Origin of the sequence: Listeria sp. ILCC796 (genome assembly GCF_900186175.1) — a bacterium.
GTDB lineage: Bacteria > Bacillota > Bacilli > Lactobacillales > Listeriaceae > Listeria > Listeria goaensis.
The window spans coordinates 358,625-380,773 of record NZ_FYBV01000001.1 but is presented as its reverse complement, the minus strand read 5'-3'; the positions used below and the strand labels follow the sequence as shown (position 1 = coordinate 380,773).

17 protein-coding genes and 1 other annotated feature are annotated in these 22,149 nt (G+C 41.3%); all 17 genes read right to left on the bottom strand.

All coding sequences use genetic code 11. From position 1 onward, the window contains the following. Positions 1–15 precede the first annotated feature (15 nt). Positions 16–600, bottom strand: coding sequence for a ribosome biogenesis GTP-binding protein YihA/YsxC (gene yihA, locus CFS04_RS01815; protein WP_088808892.1), 585 nt, complete (start codon positions 598–600; stop codon positions 16–18). Positions 601–688: 88 nt separating this feature from the next. Then, positions 689–2,611 carry a threonine--tRNA ligase gene (gene thrS, locus CFS04_RS01810; RefSeq protein ID WP_088808891.1) on the bottom strand — a complete coding sequence of 641 codons (1,923 nt, stop codon included), beginning with the start codon at positions 2,609–2,611 and terminating at the stop codon, positions 689–691. Positions 2,612–2,678: 67 nt separating this feature from the next. After that, positions 2,679–2,904 (bottom strand) — a binding site (T-box leader). Positions 2,905–2,963: 59 nt separating this feature from the next. Further along, positions 2,964–3,884, bottom strand: a complete 921-nt coding sequence (gene dnaI / locus CFS04_RS01805; protein WP_088808890.1) for a primosomal protein DnaI — start codon at positions 3,882–3,884, stop codon at positions 2,964–2,966. A 9-nt stretch (positions 3,885–3,893) separates the two neighbouring features. Beyond that, positions 3,894–5,258: a replication initiation and membrane attachment family protein gene (locus CFS04_RS01800; protein WP_088808889.1), complete on the bottom strand. Its 1,365-nt coding sequence runs from the start codon at positions 5,256–5,258 to the stop codon at positions 3,894–3,896. 6 nt (positions 5,259–5,264) lie between these two features. Then, on the bottom strand, positions 5,265–5,729 hold the full coding sequence (gene nrdR, locus CFS04_RS01795; RefSeq protein WP_088808888.1) for a transcriptional regulator NrdR: 465 nt from the start codon (positions 5,727–5,729) through the stop codon (positions 5,265–5,267). A 33-nt stretch (positions 5,730–5,762) separates the two neighbouring features. Further along, positions 5,763–6,371, bottom strand: a complete 609-nt coding sequence (gene coaE, locus CFS04_RS01790; protein WP_088808887.1) for a dephospho-CoA kinase — start codon at positions 6,369–6,371, stop codon at positions 5,763–5,765. A 9-nt stretch (positions 6,372–6,380) separates the two neighbouring features. Continuing rightward, a complete protein-coding gene (mutM, locus tag CFS04_RS01785) occupies positions 6,381–7,202 on the bottom strand; it encodes a DNA-formamidopyrimidine glycosylase (RefSeq protein WP_088808886.1) in 822 nt (273 codons plus the stop codon). A 9-nt stretch (positions 7,203–7,211) separates the two neighbouring features. Further along, entirely contained in the window at positions 7,212–9,839 is a 2,628-nt protein-coding gene (gene polA / locus CFS04_RS01780) for a DNA polymerase I (protein ID WP_088808885.1), read from the bottom strand. A gap of 144 nt (positions 9,840–9,983) precedes the next feature. Beyond that, positions 9,984–11,246, bottom strand: a complete 1,263-nt coding sequence (gene icd / locus CFS04_RS01775) for an NADP-dependent isocitrate dehydrogenase (protein ID WP_088808884.1) — start codon at positions 11,244–11,246, stop codon at positions 9,984–9,986. Positions 11,247–11,259: 13 nt separating this feature from the next. After that, the gene (gene citZ, locus CFS04_RS01770; RefSeq protein WP_088808883.1) at positions 11,260–12,384 is read right to left on the bottom strand and encodes a citrate synthase; all 1,125 of its coding nucleotides are present in this window, start codon (positions 12,382–12,384) and stop codon (positions 11,260–11,262) included. Between the two features lie 21 nt (positions 12,385–12,405). Further along, positions 12,406–12,870: a DUF441 domain-containing protein gene (locus CFS04_RS01765; protein ID WP_088808882.1), complete on the bottom strand. Its 465-nt coding sequence runs from the start codon at positions 12,868–12,870 to the stop codon at positions 12,406–12,408. A 164-nt stretch (positions 12,871–13,034) separates the two neighbouring features. After that, on the bottom strand, positions 13,035–13,409 hold the full coding sequence (locus tag CFS04_RS01760) for an FxsA family protein (protein WP_088809076.1): 375 nt from the start codon (positions 13,407–13,409) through the stop codon (positions 13,035–13,037). A 122-nt stretch (positions 13,410–13,531) separates the two neighbouring features. Continuing rightward, positions 13,532–15,289 (bottom strand): pyruvate kinase, encoded by a 1,758-nt coding sequence (gene pyk, locus CFS04_RS01755; protein WP_088808881.1) that lies wholly within the window; start codon positions 15,287–15,289, stop codon positions 13,532–13,534. 230 nt (positions 15,290–15,519) lie between these two features. Next, complete coding sequence (gene pfkA / locus CFS04_RS01750; protein ID WP_088808880.1) at positions 15,520–16,479, bottom strand: 6-phosphofructokinase; 960 nt, start codon at positions 16,477–16,479, stop codon at positions 15,520–15,522. Between the two features lie 255 nt (positions 16,480–16,734). Then, the gene (gene accA, locus CFS04_RS01745) at positions 16,735–17,691 is read right to left on the bottom strand and encodes an acetyl-CoA carboxylase carboxyl transferase subunit alpha (protein ID WP_088808879.1); all 957 of its coding nucleotides are present in this window, start codon (positions 17,689–17,691) and stop codon (positions 16,735–16,737) included. Next, positions 17,681–18,565, bottom strand: a complete 885-nt coding sequence (accD, locus tag CFS04_RS01740; protein WP_088808878.1) for an acetyl-CoA carboxylase, carboxyltransferase subunit beta — start codon at positions 18,563–18,565, stop codon at positions 17,681–17,683. Before accD ends, accA begins: the two co-directional genes overlap by 11 nt. Positions 18,566–18,772: 207 nt before the next feature. Further along, positions 18,773–22,102 carry a DNA polymerase III subunit alpha gene (dnaE, locus tag CFS04_RS01735; protein WP_088808877.1) on the bottom strand — a complete coding sequence of 1,110 codons (3,330 nt, stop codon included), beginning with the start codon at positions 22,100–22,102 and terminating at the stop codon, positions 18,773–18,775. Between the last annotated feature and the right edge of the window lie 47 nt (positions 22,103–22,149).

The following is a 22,149-nucleotide window of genomic DNA, read 5'->3' as shown; positions in this document are numbered from 1 at the left end:
TTGAATGGTCGTCATTCAGCTCATCTTTTGTTCAATGAATTCCCATGCCTCTTCTTTCCCCATACCTGTTTCCGAAGAGAACATGACGAAATTATCATCTTTATCAAAATCGAGTGTTTCGCGTACGATTTTAGCATGTTTCTGCCATTTACTACGCGGGATTTTATCTGCCTTTGTCGCAATAATAATGACAGGAATTTGATAGTATTTAAGAAATTCGTACATCATTACATCGTCATTTGTTGGTTTGTGTCTTAAATCAACAATTTGAATGACTGCCCGCAATTGTTCGCGTGAAGTAATATACGTTTCAATCATTTCGCCCCACTTTTCACGCTCACGCTTAGAAACTTTAGCAAAACCGTAGCCTGGAACATCGACAAAATAAAATTTTTCTTCTATTTTATAAAAATTAAGTGTCTGCGTTTTGCCAGGTTTTTGTGAGATTCGCGCCATGCTTTTTCTGCGAATCATTTTATTGATAAATGAAGATTTCCCAACGTTAGAGCGTCCTGCTAGCGCAAATTCAGGCAAAGAGTCTGCCGGATATTGCTCTTGCCAAACCGCACTAATGACAAGTTCTACATGATTTACATCCATAATTTAAGCCCTCGCTTTTCTAATCTCGTTCTAGTATAACGGAAAAACGCTTTTCTCACAACAACTATTGCAAGAAAAGCGCATTTGCTTAATATTTATTCACTTCTTGAAGCACTTTTTGGATAAAGTCTTCTAGTTTTATTGTTTCGGAGTCTTTTGAACCGTACTTACGGACATTTACTTCGCCGCTTTCTGCTTCCTGATCCCCAAGAACGAGTGCGTAAGGGATTTTTTGAGTTTGCGCTTCGCGGATTTTATACCCGAGTTTCTCATTGCGGTCATCAATTTCTACACGTAGACCAGCGCGTTGCAATTTGTCTTGCACATCTTTTGCATAGGCTAAATGTGCATCTGCATTAACTGGGATAATTTCCATTTGCACGGGCGCAAGCCAAGTTGGGAAAGCCCCTTTATACTCTTCAATTAGGTAGGCAACAAAACGTTCCATCGTCGAAACTACACCGCGGTGAATCACGACTGGGCGATGTTTTTCCCCGTCTTCCCCGATATAAGTTAAATCAAAGCGTTCAGGGAGCAAGAAGTCCAGTTGTACTGTCGAAAGTGTTTCTTCCTTGCCAATCGCAGTTTTAACTTGCACGTCGAGTTTCGGTCCGTAGAAAGCAGCTTCACCTTCTGCTTCGAAATAATCCATGCCCATTTCGTCCATCGCTTCTTTTAACATAGTTTGCGCTTTTTCCCACATCGCATCATCATCAAAGTATTTTTCAGTGTTTTCAGGATCGCGGTAGCTTAGACGGAAATTAAAGTCGTTGATATTGAAGTCTTTATACACTTCTAAAATAAGTTCCAACACGCGTTTAAACTCATCTTTAATTTGGTCAGGACGAACGAAAACGTGTGCGTCGTTTAAAGTCATGCCTCGAACACGTTGTAAGCCAGAAAGTGCTCCACTCATTTCGTAGCGGTGCATAAGACCAAGTTCCGCGATACGAATTGGTAATTCTCGGTAACTATGAATGTCATTTTTATAAATCATCATGTGGTGTGGGCAGTTCATTGGGCGAAGAACTAGCTCTTCATTATCCATTTTCATAGTTGGGAACATATCTTCATGATAGTGATCCCAGTGACCACTTGTTTTATACAACTCAACATTCGCCATTACTGGAGTGTAGACGTGATTATAACCTAAACGTTCTTCTTTATCTACAATGTAACGCTCAATCACGCGGCGAATTGTTGCGCCTTTCGGTAACCATAGTGGCAACCCTTGACCAACTTCAGCTGAGTTTGCAAATAAATCGAGCTCTTTTCCAAGTTTACGATGGTCACGTTCACGAGCCTCTTCTTGCATTTTTAAAAAGTTCGCCAAGTCTTTCTTATCGAAAAAGGCAGTTCCGTAAATCCGTTGAAGCATTTTATTATTGCTGTCACCACGCCAATATGCCCCAGCAACACTCAACAATTTGAAAATTTGGATTTTGCCTGTAGATGGCACGTGAATTCCGCGGCATAAGTCGAAAAACTCGCCTTGCGTATAAATTGTGACGTTCTCATCTTCAGGAATGGCATCAATTAATTCAATTTTATAAGGATCATTGATAGCCTTAAACCGTTTAATTGCTTCGTCACGAGAAACCACTTCGCGAGAAATAGGTAAGTTTTCGCGCACAATACTTTGCATTTCTTTTTCAATCGCAGCAAATGATTCTTCACTAATCACGCTGTCTGTATCAATGTCATAGTAAAATCCTGTGTCAATCGCTGGTCCAACGCCAAATTTAGCATCTGGATATAATCGTTTTACCGCTTGAGCTAAAAGGTGAGCGGAGCTGTGACGTAAAATGCCAAGCGCATCCGCGTGGTCAGGAGTCACAATTTCAATTGCCCCGTCTTCTTCAATTGGTGTCACTAAGTCAACCAATGTGCCATTTATTTTTCCTGCTAATGCTTTCTTTTTAAGACTTGGGCTGATTGATTCTGCGATGTCTGCAGTTGAAACGCCCTTATCAAATTCTTTTACTGCGCCATCTGGGAATGAAATTTTCATGTGATCTACTCCTTTATTTAGATTACAACTAATGAATAAAGAACAACAAAAAAACTCGCCCCTCTAAACAAGGGACGAGTTTGTATACTCGTGGTTCCACCCAAGATTTGGAATAAGACGAGCTTACTCCCTCTTGTCGCCGTTAACGTGAGCGAATCGTCTATCTTTACTAGCTAAGCGTTCCAGATAGAAGTTCAAAGGTGGTCCAACTTAATTTACTGTTAGGAGGTTCTCAGCTACCCCTCCATCTCTGAAACATGCCATTAAGCGGTTGTCCTTATCATTACTTGTGATTTATTAGTACTCATTATACGCACAAAGAAATTTTTTTGCAAGCTTTTCTTTAAAAATTTTAATTTCGGCGATTGGTGCCGTTCAATTCGATTTCTTTGGCTAAAAAGCGAATGCGCTCCATGATGCGTCGTGCTTTTAGCTGCTCTTCCATCCCGTTTTGTGAAAAAGTAAGGTGGTTTTCGAGTTGTGCCATGTTGTAGTTCGATGAGAAAAATGTTGGCAGTTGCTCTTGCATGCGGAATTGTAAAATCGCGCCAAGCACTTCATCGCGCGTCCAAGCTGTCATCGCTTCTGCCCCAATATCATCGAGCATAAGGACTTCTGTTTCTTTGGCAAACTGGATTTTTTCGCCTACGGTATTATCAGAAATCGATTGCTTAATCTCACGCATGAACTCAGGTAAATAAACAAGCGTTGTCGAAACGCCGCGTAGCGCGAGTTCTCTTGCAATGGCTCCTAGCAAATAGGACTTTCCTGTACCAAAACTACCATGAATATATAAGCCTTTTACCATGCCAGCATCAGCTTCATATTCTTTCAAAAAATTAAAAGCTTCCACGAGCGCATATTGCCGCGCATCCTCATCTGTGTAAAATTGGTCGAGCGAGGCTTCGACAACTTGTTTCGGCATATAAAGCGAGCGAATCCGTCTTTCTACAGCACGGCGCTTGTCTTGTTCGATTTTTTCTGGTGTTGGATAGTATGTCACCGTCATAAATTCACCGTTTAAAACAAGTTTTGGCGCGTATCCAGGCATAAGCGTTTCTTTCTTTTCTTTAAAATTTCGGTCTTGCGTCATAAATTCATAAAGGTTAGAAATATTTTGATTGATCATTTGTTCGGAAATATCCGTCTTGTTTTCCGCCAAAAATGCGCGAATAGGTTCATACGACAGGACTTGTTCTTTCACTTGTTGGTATTCCTTTTCAAAGTCCCGTCCTTCAAATAACTGGCCTAGCGTACGTTCGATTTTATCCACTTGTTTCACCTACCTTTTCAATTGTTCTTTTATTTTTTGAACTTGCTCTTCAAGTGCTGTTTTCTCTTTATCCGAGAGTTTACTGTCTGCTGGTTTGGTTTCTTCTTTATCGAACCAATCTGGCAGCACTTCTTTTCTTTTATTTTGGGAAAAATGACGATTTCGTTTTGTGTTATTTTCCGGTTCTTCCTTCAAACGTTTATATTTCTCATGTTCAGAAAGCGCCAGCTCCATTGCTTCCTTTGCCGTCTTCACATTTTTACGCTTCCAATGAGCCGCAATCGTCATCATGTAGTTCTTCGAAAGCTTGCGGTCAAGCCGTAAAAGGACGTATTCAATGAGCACATTCATGACGGGTTCTGGTAAATTTTGTTGTGTCATCACGTCCTCGACAACGCGTAAATCCGTTTCAGCAGGCGTTGCTCCGTCCGCAATATCGACTAAAAGTTGGAACGGGGTCACACGTTCAAGGTAGAGTTGTAACGCTGTTTCGTCATTCATTTCGAGCGGAGGCGCTGCGTCTACACTTTCCTGCTTCGTCTGCAAAGTCGGCAGAGCGCGGTACTCAATTTGATAGCTGTCCCGAATGATTTTCCGCAAAAGTTCGCAATTGATGGATCCGTCTGTATTTAATGCGCGATATAAAAAGCTCGTCATTTCCTTTTCAGCGGTGCCGTAAATGCTATTCATATTTAAAATCGTCTGCTCCACTTCTTTTGTGATGGCAGAACGGCGAATTAAATTCGGCGACAAAATTTGGTAGAACGTCTTGAAATCAAAATTTTTCGCGTCCAGTTCAATTTCTTTCGGCCGATTTTTAGCAAACAACTCTTCGTTTTCCACTTCTGGACTCGCCACTTCATTCAAGCGAAACGCTTCAAACACGTCTTGGAAGGCACGCGTCACTTCTTGAAAATCGGGCTCATGAAAGGCATCATCAGCAAAAAATTGACGTAGCCGGTTGTACTGGCGCGCCCCGATTTTACTATACAAATAAATATTTAATAAACCATCGTTGAAGAATTGCGCAGGACTTAGCGGTGGCAAGACTTCATACACATAACGACGGTCTTCATTTTCTGTCTGCACGTAGGTTTTTAGGAGTCCCAAACCTTCAAGTTTTATGCGCGCATCAAAAAAATCCTTTAAGCTTAAAGAAAGCATATTTAGAAGTTGTGTATGCGCGTGTTCTTTGCTCCACAAGCGATTCTCCTCGACTTCAGCAAGAAGCGTCTGATAAATAGCAAGACAATTCGCGCCCATGAGCGGCTGATAAAGCATTGTCGCCACTTTTTGATCGAAATGTGTGATGACGCCGTTCATTTTGACACGATAAGCATCGACGGGTCTAAGTTCCATCCAGAATTCACTCAACTGCTATCATCCTTTTTTATTTTTATCCATAAGTTCTTTTAATTCATCTACAAACACATTAATATCTTTAAACTGACGATATACCGAAGCAAAGCGCACATAGGCAACTTCATCAAGCTTCGCAAGTTTATTCATCACTTTTTCGCCGATGAGGTCAGAAGGAACTTCGCTATCTCCGATATTTCGAAGTTCGCGCTCAATTTCCGTTACAATTTCTTCTAGTTGTTCCATGCTAACAGGACGCTTTTCACAAGCGCGAATTAGACCACGGCGCACTTTCTCACGAGCAAATTCCTCGCGTGCCCCGTCTTTCTTTACGACAACAAGCGGACTTTCTTCCACTTTTTCAAAGGTTGTAAAACGAAAACCGCATTTCTCACATTCACGTCTTCTACGAATGGAGTTTCCATCATCAGCTGGTCTTGAATCCACAACACGTGTACCATTATATTTGCACGTAGGACATTTCATTCATTCGTTCAACTCCTAAGACTCATTTCTTTTTTATTCATTATACCATGACTTTAGTCGCTGTAAAAACTCATCCACTTGTTTTCTTGTTGTAGCAAGCGAATCATCATTATCAATGACGATATCTGCATAAAGTCGTTTTTCGGCGATGGGCATTTGACTTTCTATTCTAAGCCGCGCTTCTTTTTCAGTTAAATGATTGCGTTTCTTGAGCCGCGCTAACTGCGTTTCTTCGCTCGTTGCCACGACAAGCGTAATATCGACTAAATCTGTCAATTTACTTTCAAACAAGAGAGGAATATCAAACACAACCCACTTTTCCCCTTTAGAAAAAAGGATTCGTCGTTTAGCGAGCATATCGGCACGTACAAGTGGATGGACAATTTGATTCAGCAATTCTCGTTTCGCCGCGTCTTCGAAAATGATTTCGCCAAGTTTGGCGCGATTAAGCGTCCCATCTGCTTGTAAAATATCCGTCCCAAAAGCCTCAGCAATTTGCTTGAGTCCAGTTGTACCCGGCATGACGACTTCGCGCGCTGAAATATCCGCATCAACCACTGGAACACCAGCATCTTGCAGCATTTTGCTAACCGTCGATTTTCCCGTTGCAATGCTTCCCGTAAGTCCGATTGTCATTCCCATCATTTCCACCTACTTTTGGCATTTTGGACAAAAATGCGTCCCGCGTCCATTTAATTTTATTTTTTCAATTTCCGTCCCGCAAATCGGGCAAGGCTCGCCGCTTTGACCATACACAACCAGTTTTTCCTGATAACGACCGAGTTTTCCTTCTGAATTCACATAGGTGCGAATCGTGGAGCCGCCCAGTTCAACAGCCTCTGCCATAATCGTTTTTGTCGCCTCATAAATGCGCGTAATTTCAGTATTTGTCAAGGAATTCGCCGGCCGAGTTGGCATCACTTTCGCCATAAAACAAATTTCGTCCGCGTAAATATTTCCAACCCCTGCAACTAACTTTTGGTCTAAAAGCACAGTTTTAATCGCACGTGTTGTTTTCTTTAAGCCAGCCGCAAATGGCGCTTTCAAAAACTGCGCATCAAGCGGTTCAGGACCCAATTTTTGAATGGAACGCGTTTTTGCTTCACCAAATTTTTCAATCAGTTCAAGCGTGCCAAATTTACGAACATCTAAAAAGCGCAATTCCGTTTGATCAGTAAAATGGAAAATAACATGCGTATGCTTCGAAACTTCATCGGTTTCGTGATGCAATCGAAATTTCCCTTCCATGCGTAAATGTGCCAAGATGGAACAATTCGTTAAATCAAAAATGAGAAATTTGCCACGGCGTCTGACCGCTTCGAATTTTTCTCCCACAAGCAAATGAACGAATTCATCCGCTTCAGGCTGTACAATCATTTTCGGTACATTTACCGTCACTTGGTCAATTTTTTTCGAGATAATAAGGTCTGAAAGTGTACTTCGAACGTTTTCAACTTCTGGTAATTCTGGCATAATAGCTCCTTACTTCGCGTCATACCAAGTGTTTCCAAATGCCGTATCCACTTTTAGCGGAACGTTTAACAGAGCTGCATTTTCCATAACATCCGGAACGATTTTTTCTAAAATCTCAATTTCATGTTCAGGAGCTTCAAAAATCAGTTCATCATGCACTTGAAGTAGTAAGCGCGCTTCTAATTTCTCTTTCTCTAAACGATCTTGCATCAAAATCATCGCTTTTTTAATAATATCAGCAGCACTACCTTGAATAGGCGTATTCATCGCCGTCCGTTCAGCAAAACTACGAACATTGAAGTTTCGACTCGTAATTTCAGGAATGTAGCGTCTGCGATGTAAAATCGTTTCCACGTATCCTTTTTCTTTTGCAAAACGTACGATAGAATGCATGTATTCTTGCACATCAGGATAGCTCGCAAAATAGCGGTCAATAAAATCCTTCGCTTCTTTTCGCGTAATCCCAAGATTTTGTGACAAACCATAATCGCTAATCCCGTAAACAATCCCAAAATTAACCGCCTTCGCTTGCCGACGCATGAGCGAATCCACTTCGCCCTCACTCACATGAAAAACGTCCATCGCCGTTTTCGTATGAATATCGTAGTCATGCTGGAAGGCATAAATTAAGTTCTCATCACCCGAAATATGTGCCAATACACGAAGTTCCACCTGCGAATAATCGGCCGAAAAAATCTTCCAACCCGCGACACTCGGCACAAACGCCTGTCGAATTTTCCGCCCTTCCTCCAGACGAATTGGGATATTTTGAAGATTCGGATCCACCGAGCTTAAACGACCCGTTTGAGCTAAAGTCTGATTGAAACGCGTGTGCACCTTTTGCGTTTCCTTGTCGATCACTTTTAGCAAGCCTTCAATATAAGTTGACTGAATTTTTCCAAGCTGGCGATACACTAAAATTTCATCGATAATCGCATGACTGCCAGATAAAGCTTCCAAAACATCAGCAGCGGTTGAATAACCCGTTTTAGTTTTCTTAATAACAGGCAAATTCAGCTTTTCAAATAAAACGACACCAAGTTGTTTCGGTGAATTAATATTAAATTCATAACCAGCGAGCGAATGAATCGATTTTTCAAGCGTCGCAATTCGTTCGGAAAGCTCCGCCTTCATTTCCAGCAACCGCTTCGAATCCACACGAACGCCCTGCATTTCCATGTCTGCCAAAACAATTGAAAGCGGCAGTTCTAGGTCAGTCATAAGCGCTAATTGTTCATTGTTTTCAAGTTCACGAATGAGCGGCTTTTCAAGCTCAAATGTAGCAACCGCCTTATAAGCTAAATGTTTTGCAACAATTTCTTCTTCCGGAATAGCGCGCTTAGCCCCTTTACCGTAAATCGCCTCGTCCGTTTGCACATTATCATAATCATGGCGCACCACAACGCTCGCAAAATCATCAATGTTGTCTGACGGATTGAGCAAATACGAAGCAAGCATAATATCGAAAGTCAGCCCTTCCGAGAGAATTCCAAGGCGACTCGCCGCCACCTTTGTTTTTTTCGCGTCGTACACAATCTTTTGACTTTTTTCTGAGGAAAGCCAGTTTTTAAACGCTTCACTCGCTTGAGCAGTCTTTTCATTAAAGAAAAATGTCCCTTTTGACGAATGAACGGCAAAACCAACAAAACTAGCCGTATGATAATTTTCATTTTCTAATTCAATGTAAAGGGCCGTCTTATCCGCATAATGCGCGCTCGTAAACTCAGTTATCGTTTCAAATTCAATTTCAGCAAGCGGCTGTTTCTCGGTTGCTTCATCATCAAAATTTTTCAAAATGGATTTAAAATCCATCTCCTTTAAAAATGGAACTACTTTGTCCGCCTGGAATCCAGCGTATTTCGTATCAGCAAGCGACGTTTCAATCGGCGAATCCGTATTAATTGTCGCCAGTTCCTTACTTAAAATCGCCATCTCTTTATTGTCTAGCACTTTTTCTTTCAGCTTTTTGCCAGAAATTTCATCAGCGCGCGCTAAAACGCCTTCGACTGTCCCACCAAATTCATGCAGCAATTTAAGCGCCGTTTTTTCCCCAACGCCCGGAATCCCTGGAATATTATCCGAAGAATCCCCCATTAAACCTTTCATGTCAATAATTTGCTCCGGTGTAAGACCATATTTTTCCTGCAAAGTCTCCGGCGTATTTTTTTCCATATCTGTAATGCCTTTTTTAGTAATATAAACCGTTACTTTTTCGCTTGCAAGCTGTGTTAAATCCCGGTCACCTGTAATGATAACCGTTTCCATATTTTCGCTTTCTGCTTTTTTTGCAAGCGTGCCAATAATATCATCGGCTTCATAATCTTTTAGCTCATAACGTGGAATGTCATAAGCATCTAAAAGCTCACGAATAAACGGAAATTGTTCCGAAAGTTCACTTGGCGTTTTTTGTCGTCCACCTTTATATTCTTTAAACGTTTTATGCCGAAAAGTTGTTTTTCCTGCATCAAAAGCAACTAACACATGGTCAGGCTTTTCATTATCGATGACATTGTTTAACATCATTGCAAAACCATACACCGCATTCGTATAAATTCCTTTGTCATTTGTTAATAATGGCAACGCATAAAATGCGCGATTTGCAATACTATTCCCGTCGATTAATACTAATTTACTCACAGGAAAACCTCCTTCTATTCAAGTTCTCACTTATGACCATTTTACCATATATATTGGCTAAAAGAAAAAGCTGGAGATTATCTCCAACTTTTCCGAACGTTTTTTTATCATTTCACAAATACAGCCCAGTAAAACTGTACATTTTTATAGATTTCCAATTAATTCATCCGCAAATTCCGAACATTTAACTTCGGTCGCGCCATCCATTAGACGAGCGAAATCGTATGTGACCGTTTTGCTAGCAATGGTTTTTTCCATGGAATCAGTAATTTTCTTAGCCGCTTCTCCCCAGCCAATATGCTCTAAAAGAAGTGTCCCTGAAAGAATAACAGAAGATGGATTTACTTTATCTAAACCAGCATATTTCGGTGCCGTCCCGTGTGTTGCTTCAAAGATGGCATGTCCTGTGTCGTAATTAATATTCGCACCAGGAGCAATTCCAATCCCACCAACTTGGGCAGCTAGCGCATCAGAAATGTAATCACCATTCAAGTTCATTGTCGCCACAACATCAAATTCAGCTGGACGCGTTAAAATTTGCTGCAAGAAAATATCCGCAATCGAATCTTTAATTAAAATTTTTCCTGTCTGAAGCGCTTCTTTTTGTTTTTTATCAGCTTCCGCCGCGCCGTGCTCTTCCTTGATGCGGTCGTATTGATTCCACGTAAACACTTGATCCTTAAACTCGCGTTCAGCAAGCTCATAACCCCAGTTTTTAAACGCCCCTTCGGTAAATTTCATAATGTTTCCTTTATGGACAAGTGTCACCGACTCGCGTTTTTCACTAATCGCATATTCAATAGCCGCACGAACAAGGCGCTCAGTCCCTTCTTTAGAAACTGGTTTGACGCCAATTCCAGACGTTTCAGGAAAACGAATTTTATCAACGCCAAATTCAGTTTTTAAGAATGAAATGAGTTTTTCAGCTTCTGCACTACCTTCTTTAAACTCAATGCCTGCATAAATGTCTTCCGTATTTTCTCGGAAAATGACCATATCAGTGTCCTCCGGTCGTTTAACAGGCGAAGGTACACCGTTAAAATAACGAACTGGACGAAGGCAAACGTATAAGTCTAATTCTTGACGAAGTGCAACGTTTAACGAACGAATTCCGCCACCAATTGGTGTTGTAAGTGGGCCTTTAATCGCAATGAAGTATTCACGAATTGTGTCAAGCGTTTCTTGTGGCAGCCATTCGCCTGTTTGATCGAATGCTTTTTCACCAGCAAGCACTTCTTTCCATTCGATTTTACGAGTTCCTGCATAAGCTTCTTTGACAGCAGCATCGAGGACACGACGTGCAGCACGCCAAATATCTGGTCCAGTCCCGTCTCCTTCAATAAAAGGGATAATCGGTTCATTTGGTGTATTTAAAACGCCATTTTGTACAGTGATTTTTTCAGCCATTCCATTTTCCTCCTTAAACTCTCTTTTCAATTGGTTGATAAACGCGCGCTTCTGGCCCTACGTAAATCGCACGCGGGCGAATTAAGCGATTATCACGATATTGTTCAAAAATATGTGCCAGCCAGCCTGAGACTCGACTTACCGAGAAGACAAGCGTAAATAAATCTGCATCAATTCCAAGCGCATGATAGACCGACGCCGAATAAAAGTCAACGTTTGGACGCAAATGCTTTAATTCCCAAACAGCTTCTTCTACCTGGCTAGACAGTTCAAACCATTTTTCCTCGTTTTTTTCTTTTGTAAGACGCTCAGACATTTCTTTTAAATGTTTCGCACGTGGGTCGCCGCCGCGGTAAACACGGTGCCCGAAGCCCATAATTTTTTGTTTTTGGTCGATTTTATATTGAATATAGTCGCGCACATTACTAGAAGCACTATCAATTTCTACAAGCATATCAAAAACTCGTTCATTTGCTCCCCCGTGGAGAGGTCCTTTTAGAGCACCAATCGCTGCAGTAACCCCGGAGTATACATCTGATAAGGTCGCGACGCAAACACGCGCTGTGAAAGTTGAAGCGTTAAATTCATGGTCAGCGTGTAGTACAAGCGCCTTATTCATCGCCTCAACAGATAGAGGATCAGCTTCTTCCCCTGTCATCATATACAGGAAATTAGCTGCAACACTGAGCCCAGGCTTTGGTGAAATTGGATCAAGTCCTCTACGAATGCGCGCAAAAGCAGCAACAATTGTCGGCATTTTCGCCTGTAAACGCAACCCTTTTTTATAAATGGACTCACCGTCATCAAGCTCCGATTCTGTATCAAACACACCCAGCATTGAAACCGTTGTCCGGAGCACACTCATCGGGTGTAATTTTTGATGATTTTGCATGCGTAAACTCGTAATAATCGTGTCAGATATAGCCATATGCTCATTAATTTCATCTTTAAACTTAATCAACTCTTCCTTATTCGGAAGTCTAAGATGCCAGAGCAAGTAAACAACTTCCTCAAAGCTCACATTATTTTCGACTAAATCATCAATCGAGTAGCCCACATATTTTAATGTATCGTCTATAATCGAACTAATAGACGTTTCTGCTACGTAAACATTTTCTAATCCTTTTGAAACTGTCATAGAAATCCTCCTTCACGCTTCTTATTTTGTAAAGAAAGTAACCAGTTGCATGGCCATGTAGGCAATCCCTGCCGCAATAACAGGGCCAGCTGCAATGCCTCGAAATAACACAACAGCTAATATCGTCCCAAAAACGAGCGAAACCGTAATTTGCGGATCCGCAGCCATATAACTAACACCTTTTCTAGATAAAATGGATACTAAGATACCCGCCGATAAGCCAATCCAACCAGCTGGTGACTTAAACGATTCAATCAGGTCTTTAAAGCCAATTTGTCCTGTCGCAATCGGAATCAAGATGGCAATCGTAATAATGGTAACCCCCCAATTGATCCCTTTTGCTTGAACCACTTCCATAATCTTTGTATTTCCCGCAAAAAGTTTTAGTAAAATGACAACCGCCACGCCAATAATTAATGAGTTGTTTTTGGCGATAATCCCTAGTAATAAAAATAAGAGTAAAAATAGCATGCTTTCTGTAAACATTTTTGACACCCTTCTTGCTACCTTGAAAACACACAAGATAGAAAATATTATAGCATAAAATGGAGAAATAGTATAAAACAAACCTATCTTATTTTGAAAACAACATAAGAAAATGCTATTAAAGTTTTTTCAAAAAGAAGCGAGCTTTTCACAGCCCGCACTTTTTACATATCAAAATAGTAGTCTGTTTTATGTTTTTTAGTCGTAAACCATTTCGCGAGCCTTGGTTTTATGAGGTTCCGTATAAAAGGAATGAAAAGCAGCAAACCAAGAATCGTTGTTAAAATACCCGGAATGGTCAATAATAGCGCAGAAATAAAGAAACAAATTGTATCTAGCAAATACGGCGCCACCGTTCGACCATCACGAATATTTCTAAAAATATTCCGCCCTACTTTTTTAAACATATAAACGCCAAGTGTCGTTGAAGCAATTTGAACAAAAACAAGCGGCCAAAAACCAATTGCCTTAAACAGCCACACATAAATAAGAAGTTCAACAAAGCCGTATAAAATCCAATATAAAAATACATTTTTCAAGCTATCAACTCCAATGATAATCATATTTTTATTATAACGCATTTTGCTTTGATAAAAAAACAAAAGGCTAAGACACTCTTAGCGTCTTAGCCTTTTGTTAGTTATTTTTAGATTATTTCATTTTAGTGTGTTGCTGTTTTACCGTTATATACGCTGCCTTGGCGTGCGTCAACTGTAACAGTTTCACCGTCGTTGATTAAAGATGTCGCATCTTTTGCACCCACAACGACTGGAATGCCTAAATTAATTCCTACAACAGCAGCATGGCTAGTTAAGCCACCTTCTTCGACGATAACTGCGGCACTCTTCTCAAATGCTGCCATCATGTCTTTATCTGTTGTCTTCACAACTAGAATTCCGCCTTCTTCAGCTTTAGCTAGCGCTTCTTCATTTGTTTTCGCTACAATCGCTTTTCCACTTACAGAACTACGTCCGATTCCGTGGCCTTTTACGACTTTTTCACCGATTAGTTGGATCTTCATCAAGTTTGTTGTACCACTTTCAGTTACTGGTACACCAGCTGTGATGATGATTAAATCGCCTTGTTGTGCTAATCCAGAAGCAATGGATTCTTTAACAGCAAGATCAAACATATCATCTGTATTTTGAACTGGTTCTGCTAGACGCGCATATACGCCCCATGAAAGTGCCAATGCACGACAAACATGTTCGTTAAATGTGACCGCTAAAATATGAGATTTTGGACGGTATTTCGAAATCATGCGTGCGGTATGACCACTTTGTGTCGCAGCAACAATTGTTTGAACATCTAAATTACGAGCAGTGTGTCCTACTGCTTGACCAATTGCTTCAGTCATATCCGTATTAGCATGCATTTTAAGCGCAAATTTGTCTTGCGCGATAAGTGCTTCTTCAGTGCGAAGTGCGATTTTTGCCATCATTTGAACGGATTCAACTGGATAATCCCCAGCAGCTGTTTCACCTGAAAGCATGATGGCATCAGTACCATCAAAGATAGCATTCGCTACGTCTGACGCTTCCGCACGTGTTGGGCGCGGGTTACGTTGCATAGAATCAAGCATTTGAGTAGCTGTTACAACTGGTTTTCCTAATTTATTACATTTACGGATTAATTCTTTTTGTACAATTGGAACTTCCTCAGCCGGAATTTCAACACCAAGGTCACCACGTGCAACCATTAAACCTTGAGAAACTTGAAGGATTTCATCGATATTGTCGACACCTTCTTGGTTTTCGATTTTAGGAATAATTTGAACGTGAGTTGCATCGTTATCTTCTAAGATTTTAGTAATTTCTAACACGTCAGAAGCACGACGAACAAATGAAGCCGCAATAAAATCAATACCTTGTTCTAAACCAAAACGGATGTCATTCGCATCTTTTTCGGTAATTCCAGGTAAGTTAATAGAAACGTTAGGAACGTTAACACCTTTTTTATTTTTTAAAACACCTGCGTTTAAAACTTTTGTAACTAATTCGCGGTTGCTTGCGTCTTTTTCTGTAACTTCTAAGCCGATTAGACCATCATCTAAAAGAATGCTAGAACCAATTTCAACATCGTCAAAAAGTTCACCGTAAGTAACAGAGAATTTTTCTTTTGTACCTTCAACTGGAGTCATGGAGATACGAACAACGTCTCCTGTTGTAAATTCAAGTTTTCCACCGACCATGTCATTCGTACGGATTTCTGGACCTTTTGTGTCAAGTAACAAAGCAACTGGTTTCCCAGTTTTTTTCGCTGCTTCACGGATATTTTGAATACGTGCGCCGTGCTCCTCGTAATCACCGTGTGAGAAATTCAAACGTGCAACGTTCATTCCTGATTCGATTAATTTTACTAGTGTTTCTACTGATTCACTAGCAGGTCCGATTGTACAAACAATTTTCGTTTTTTTCATTTTCCTATTCCTCCTAGAAACTACCATTCATACTTTTCATTATAAACACATCTTACTCATTTTACCAGTAACAGCCATAGGACACAAGCTGTTTGTGAACTTTTATGCAAGTTGCTATCATTCCTCATACTTTTTTGTGCAACTTGACAATCTCCACATTTTCATGAATTATTTTCATAAATCTTCGCGAAAAAAGGCCACCAAAGTTCGTCCCGGTGACCGAATTTCAATTAAATCGAAAGAATCGATGCCAGTTTAAACATGTCATCATCCAATTTATGTTTTTCTTTTAAAATTTCTGTAATGTCGTTTTCCACGATTTTATTTTCACGGATTCCGACTGCCAGACCACCGCGATTTTCAATCAATAAATCAACCGCACGTGACCCTAAACGGCTTGCTAAAACACGGTCAAAGGCTGTTGGGCTACCACCACGTTGTACGTGTCCAAGAACTGTTACACGTGCGTGATAATCGCCGTATTCAGCAAGGCGGTTCGCAAATTCATTACCAGACATTACGCCTTCAGCAACAACAATAATACTATGTTTTTTACCGCGTTCACGCCCTTTATTTAAGCGAGCAACAATTTCGTCCATTTTAAATTCTTCTTCTGGTACGATAATAGCTTCTGCTCCGCCTGCAAGACCAGACCAAAGTGCGATATCACCAGCATCACGGCCCATAACTTCAATAATGAAAGTACGTTCATGACTTGTCGCTGTGTCGCGAATTTTATCGAGCGCATCCAATACCGTATTAAGCGCAGTATCAAACCCAATCGTAAAATCAGTTCCAGAAATATCGTTATCAATCGTTCCAGGAATTCCAATGGTTGGGAAGCCGCGTTTTGTGAGCGCTTCAGCCCCGTGATAGGAACCATCTCCACCAATTACAACAAGACCATCAATTTGATGTTTTTTCAGTTGTTCGATTCCTTTCAACTGACCTTCTTCTGTAGCGAACTCCGGATAGCGAGCTGAATACAAGAAGGTACCACCACGTTGTACTTTATCGCCAACAGAGCCAAGTTCAAGTTTATGAATATTACCGTTCACTAAACCAAGGAAACCATAATTAATTCCGTAAACTTCTAACCCTGCATAAATAGCCTTACGAACAACAGCACGGGCTGCAGCATTCATACCTGGCGCGTCCCCGCCACTTGTTAAAATTGCAATACGTTTCATCTTTTACTACCACCTCAGAAAATGATATTTTTCCATTACACGCTCTTATTTTACATGAAAATACATAAAATGAAAAGTATGAATACAGACTTTTTACAAATCTTTTCCTGTTTGAAAAATATTGGTTAAGTATGCGCAAACAATTAGTTTCGCGATTCCAAGTTAATTGGTCTATACAAAAACAAGCTTGCTAAAAAGCTCACAACATAAAAAGAAGCATGATACGTTTTGCAACAAAACATACCACGCCCAATTTTACATATCGGCATATACGCCAATTTTTTTAAATTTTGTATAGCGTTGTTCTATTAATTGTTCTTTCGTAAAGGATGTTAATGTGCGAATTGATTTGGCTAGCGTTTCATCAATCCGTTTCGCCTGTTCCTTAACATTTTGATGCGCACCGCCTAGAACTTCTGGAATGATACCATCTGTAATGCCTAAGTCAAATAAATCTTCTGCCGTAATGCGCATCGATTCTGCCGCTTTTTTCGCCATGCTCGCATCTTTCCATAAAATCGCAGCAGCGCCTTCTGGTGAAATAACGGAAAAAACCGCATTTTCTAACATGAAAATTTGGTTACCTAAACCAAGCGCAAGCGCCCCTCCGCTGCCACCTTCACCAATTACAATGGAAATAACGGGAACTTCTAAATCGCTCATTTCATAAAGATTGCGCGCAATAGCTTCACTTTGTCCGCGTTCCTCAGCAGCGCGTCCAGGATATGCCCCTTTCGTATCAATAAAACAAATAATCGGCCGCCCAAACTTATTAGCTTGCTTCATAAGACGCAGGGATTTTCTAAAACCTTCTGGGTGAGGCATACCGAAATTACGATATAAATTATCTTTCGTATCTTTCCCGCGCTGATGTCCAATGACCGTGACCGGAATGCCGCGGTATTTAGCCACGCCACCAACAATCGCTGGATCATCGCCAAAATAACGATCACCGTGCAGCTCCATAAAATCTTCAAACAAAAGATTGATATAATCAAGCGTTGTCGGACGCTCAGGATGTCTCGCTACTTGAAACTTATCCCACGCAGACATGTTGCTATAAATATCATCTTCAAGTTTCGCTAAACGATGTTCAAGTTTTTCAATTTCCTTTGTAAGGTCCACATCTGACTTTTCATTGTACTCTTTTAAGTCAGCAATTTTTGTTCGCAGTTCGAGTACTGGCTGTTCAAAATCCATTTCATTCGCCATTTGATTCGGTCGCCTCCTCACCTGGTTTTTGGTGAAACTCTAGCAGAAAACGCAGTTTCTCTCTTAGTTCCAGTCTTGAAATGACCGCATCAAGTTGCCCATGTTTTAATAAAAATTCTGCGGTTTGAAAATCTTCTGGAAGTTCTTCGCGCACTGTCTGTTCAATGACTCGTCTACCGGCAAAACCGATTAGCGCACCTGGTTCCGCAAAGTTAAAATCGCCTAGTGAGGCAAAACTTGCCGAAACGCCGCCTGTCGTCGGATGCGTCATCACCGTAATAATGAGCCCTTTATGATTGCTGAATCGTTTGAACGCCGCCGATGTTTTCGCCATTTGCATAAGGGAAAGCATTCCTTCTTGCATGCGCGCACCACCTGATGCCGTAAAGATGACAAAAGGCTCTCCTGTGCGGTCCGCTTCTTCTACCGCTAACAAAATCTTCTCCCCAACAACAGATCCCATACTCGCCATACGGAAACGTGAATCCATGACAGCAACAACAAGCGGCTGCCCATCAATTTCTGCATGCCCCGTTAAAATGGCTTCATTTAAATCGGTTGTTTCTTTATCTTTCTCGATTTTTTCCATGTAATTTTCAAACCCAAGAGGATTTGCTGCTGTTAGTTCTGGATTCAGTTCACGAAAAGAATTCTCATCTACCAACATTTCAATTCTTTTTCTGGCTCCGATAGGATGATGAAAACCACAATGACTACACACCATCAAATTTTTCTCGAGCTCTTTGGTGTACATAATTTTTTTGCATTTTGGACATTTGGTCATAATCCCTTCAGGAACATCGCGTTTCGCTCCTTCAGTAGGAATGGCCGCATATTTTTTCTTCTTTGGCTTCGTAAATAAATCTCCTAACAAAGATGAAACCTCCCCTATCTATGCTTTTTAAATTATCCATAACGAAAATAAAAATATATAAGTGCTTAAAATAACTGCTACGGATAGGAAAATTATTTCTTTTAAAGAAACAGCAGCCCACTAAAATGCGTTAGCAGACTGCAAGCATCGTTTTCCACTCTAAACTATACCATATTTTTATATCGTATAGGAAATGAAAAAATTATTTTACTTGAACACAACATTTTGTTCTCCTAGCCAATCTTTTAATTCTTTTTCTAATTTGGTTGAAAAGGTTACGTTTAATTTCGCGGGGAGCGCCATCGTTTCGCGCGTTCCTGAAAGATGGACGACAACAACCGATGGCCCTGGATTCGCTTTTGCAAGTTGACGTATTTTTTCAAGTGCTGATTTCTCTTCCACTTTTAAAAACAACCGTTTTGGAAGCTCCAAAGAATCCAGTGTTTGCACGTGTTGCACAACCGCCTGAAGTTCCCCGTTCCGCTCGTCCATTTTAACTTGCAACGCAACTAAACTCCCTTTTTCAGTGAGCGCCGCAAATTGCCGATATGCTTCGGGGAATAACACAGCACTCAATTCTTTACTATCATCACTGATGGTCAAGAAACACATGTTTTCCCCTTTTTTCGTACGAATGATTTTTTGATTTAAAATATAGGCCCCAATTGTAGCTTTCTGCCCTTTTTTTAGTTCATGAAGAGCTGGCATGTTTAGTTTCTGCATTTTATCTTGATAGCGTGAAATCGGGTGTGAGGACACATATTGCCCCGTATATTCTTTCTCAAGCTCTAGCATTTCCTGCTCAGTTAAAGGCGGCACTTCGCGGTACCGAGGCTTGATGGATTTTAGGAAATCATCATCTTCCGTAAATAAATTCATACCTTTTTCATCATTTCCAAGTAAATTCGTAAATTGAAGTGCCCCGTCAATGGACGCGATGAGCGTTGCGCGCTCTTTACCAAACTCATCAAAACAGCCCGCATAAATGAGCGCTTCTAAAATGATTCGCGTCATCATTTTGCTTGGCATGCGCTCACAAAAATCAAAGAAATCTTGGAACGGCTTCATTTTACGCTCTTCGATGAAAGCCAAAATAAATTTATTCGGCACTTTTCGAATGACGCGAAAACTATAACGAATGGCGTCTCCTTCTACTTGGAAATAATAATGACTTTTGTTGATACTAGGCGGAAGCATCGAAATGCCGTATTTTTTCACTTCCGTTACATATTGGCTGATTTTCGCATCATTTCCGAAAACCGAACTAAGTAAGGCGGACATAAATTCTGCGGGGAAATGGGCCTTTAAGTAGGCAAGCTGAAACGCGATTTTGGAATAGGCTGCGGCATGACTGCGGTTAAAGCCGTAATTGGCGAAGCGCACAATCATATCGTAAACTTCATTTGCACTCGATTCCAAATAGCCTTTTTTGACGGATCCAAGCACAAAATGTTGGCGCTGCTCGTTTAAAACGTCGGCTTTCTTCTTGCTGACTGCACGGCGAAGTAAATCGGCCTCACCAAGCGAGAACCCTGCCATTTGATTCGCCACTTGAATAATTTGTTCTTGGTACACGATAACGCCATACGTGACTTCTAAAATCGGCTTTAAATCGGGATGTGGGTATTGGGCGGCTTGTTTGCCATGTTTTCGCGCAATAAACGTGTCGATTTGCTCCATTGGTCCTGGACGGTAAAGCGCATCAACCGCCACAATGTCTTCAAAGGAAGTCGGCTGCAAATTGCGGAGCACACGCCTGATGCCGTCTGATTCAAATTGGAACACACCCGTTGTATCACCGCGTCTAAACAATTCAAGCGTTTTTTTATCGTCTAAAGGAATGTCTTGAATGGTTAAAGACAATTTGCGATTGTAGTTTACTGAACGCAAAACGCGATCTAATAAACTTAAGTTACGCAAACCTAGAAAATCCATTTTAAGCAAACCAATAGCTTCTAAATCATTCATCGGGTATTGCGTCAAAAGGGCAGCGTTACTGCCTGCCTGTAGCGGTACTTGGCTCACTAGCGGCTTGTCCGAGATGACGATGCCGGCTGCGTGCGTTGAAATATGGCGCGGCAAGCCTTCAAGCTGACAAGCGACGTCCCATATCATTTCATTTTCTTTTGTGCTCGCAATATGTCGGTCAAGGCGGTCGTTTAGCTCACGTGCTTTCGCAAGCGTAATACCAAGCTGATTCGGAATTAATTTCGCCCACTCCGCGAGTTGTACCGTGTTTAAACCAAATGTTCGTGCCGTATCACGAATCGCCGCTTTCGCCGCAAGCGTTCCAAACGTGCCGATTTGCGCAACATGCTTCTCGCCGTATTTGTGAACGACATAAGAAATAACGTCATCGCGTTTATTATCTGGGAAATCCAAGTCAATATCGGGCATCGTCACCCGCTCAGGATTTAAAAAGCGCTCAAATAGTAAATTGTACAAAATCGGATCGACATCGGTAATCTGCAAGGCATACGAAACGAGCGAACCCGCAGCAGAGCCACGCCCCGGTCCCGTTAAAATATCGTGTTCCCGTGCATATTTCATCACGTCCCACACAATCAAAAAGTAATCCGCAAAACCCATTCGAACAATGACATCAAGTTCGTAGGAAAGCCGCTCCTCGTATTCAGGACGGCCGTCAAGCCCGCGCGAGACGAGCCCAGCTCTTGCCACTTCTTGCAAAACGTCTGGCGCAAGTTCCCCTTTTTCTAAAGGAAAGCGAGGTAAAAGATGTTGGTGCATAGCGACTTCTGCGTTACACCGGTCCGCTATTTCGCCAGCCCGCATTAAGGCCTCCTGCTCAAAACTAGACGTGTAGTCGCGTGCCATTTCATCAGGACTTGCAAAATAAGTTGGCCCAACGAGTTCGAGTGATGTCCAATCGACCGTTTGATTATCGCGAATAGCCTGCAAAACCGTGGTCGCTTGTATGTCTTTTGGCCGCATGTAACGCACATTTTTCGATGCGACAACGAAAAGCCCATTGGACTGCGCAAATTCGGCAACAGCCTGTGCCATATTTGCCTGATGCTTCTGAAGCGTCAAATAAAAATTAGTCTCACCAAATATACTTTGCCATTCTGAAACAACTTCTAGTGCGGCAACTTGATTTCCGTCTAAAAGTAGCTGTTCAATCTCACCCGTTCGTCCGGGCGAAAGCGCAATAATCCCATCGCAATAAGAGCGCAGCCATTTTAGTGGCATCTCCTCGCCTTCTTCTCGCGTTTTAATTGCACTAGCTATTTTTAAAAGGTTGTAATAGCCTTCTGTCGTTTCGGCAAGTAAAACAAGTTCGTATGTGTTTCCGGGATTTATGACACCTTCAATATCAATGGTCATCCCAATTATCGGCTTAATCCCTTCTTTTTTGCAGGTCGTATAAAATTCAATCGCTCCGTAAAGTGCATTTTTATCTGTAATTGCTAACGCAGAATAATGGTAATCTTTCGCCGTTTGGACGAGTTCTGAAATTCGCGCTGTGCTCGACAGCAAATGATAGGCGCTCGCCACTTGTAAATGAACAAATCCCACTATCCTCGCTCCTTTCGAGTTGTTCTCCTTTTATTATAGCTTTTGCA

What these genes read in the sequence shown, in the direction of transcription:
- CFS04_RS01765 (WP_088808882.1), bottom strand. Translation starts at nt 12,870, where the DNA reads ATGTTTACAGAAAGCATGCTATTTTTACTCTTATTTTTATTACTAGGG.
- thrS (WP_088808891.1), bottom strand. Translation starts at nt 2,611, where the DNA reads ATGAAAATTTCATTCCCAGATGGCGCAGTAAAAGAATTTGATAAGGGC.
- citZ (WP_088808883.1), bottom strand. Translation starts at nt 12,384, where the DNA reads ATGACAGTTTCAAAAGGATTAGAAAATGTTTACGTAGCAGAAACGTCT.
- coaE (WP_088808887.1), bottom strand. Translation starts at nt 6,371, where the DNA reads ATGGGAATGACAATCGGACTTACGGGAAGCATTGCAACGGGAAAATCG.
- nrdR (WP_088808888.1), bottom strand. Translation starts at nt 5,729, where the DNA reads ATGAAATGTCCTACGTGCAAATATAATGGTACACGTGTTGTGGATTCA.
- accA (WP_088808879.1), bottom strand. Translation starts at nt 17,691, where the DNA reads ATGGCGAATGAAATGGATTTTGAACAGCCAGTACTCGAACTGCGAACA.
- yihA (WP_088808892.1), bottom strand. Translation starts at nt 600, where the DNA reads ATGGATGTAAATCATGTAGAACTTGTCATTAGTGCGGTTTGGCAAGAG.
- pfkA (WP_088808880.1), bottom strand. Translation starts at nt 16,479, where the DNA reads ATGAAACGTATTGCAATTTTAACAAGTGGCGGGGACGCGCCAGGTATG.
- pyk (WP_088808881.1), bottom strand. Translation starts at nt 15,289, where the DNA reads ATGAAAAAAACGAAAATTGTTTGTACAATCGGACCTGCTAGTGAATCA.
- mutM (WP_088808886.1), bottom strand. Translation starts at nt 7,202, where the DNA reads ATGCCAGAATTACCAGAAGTTGAAAACGTTCGAAGTACACTTTCAGAC.
- icd (WP_088808884.1), bottom strand. Translation starts at nt 11,246, where the DNA reads ATGGCTGAAAAAATCACTGTACAAAATGGCGTTTTAAATACACCAAAT.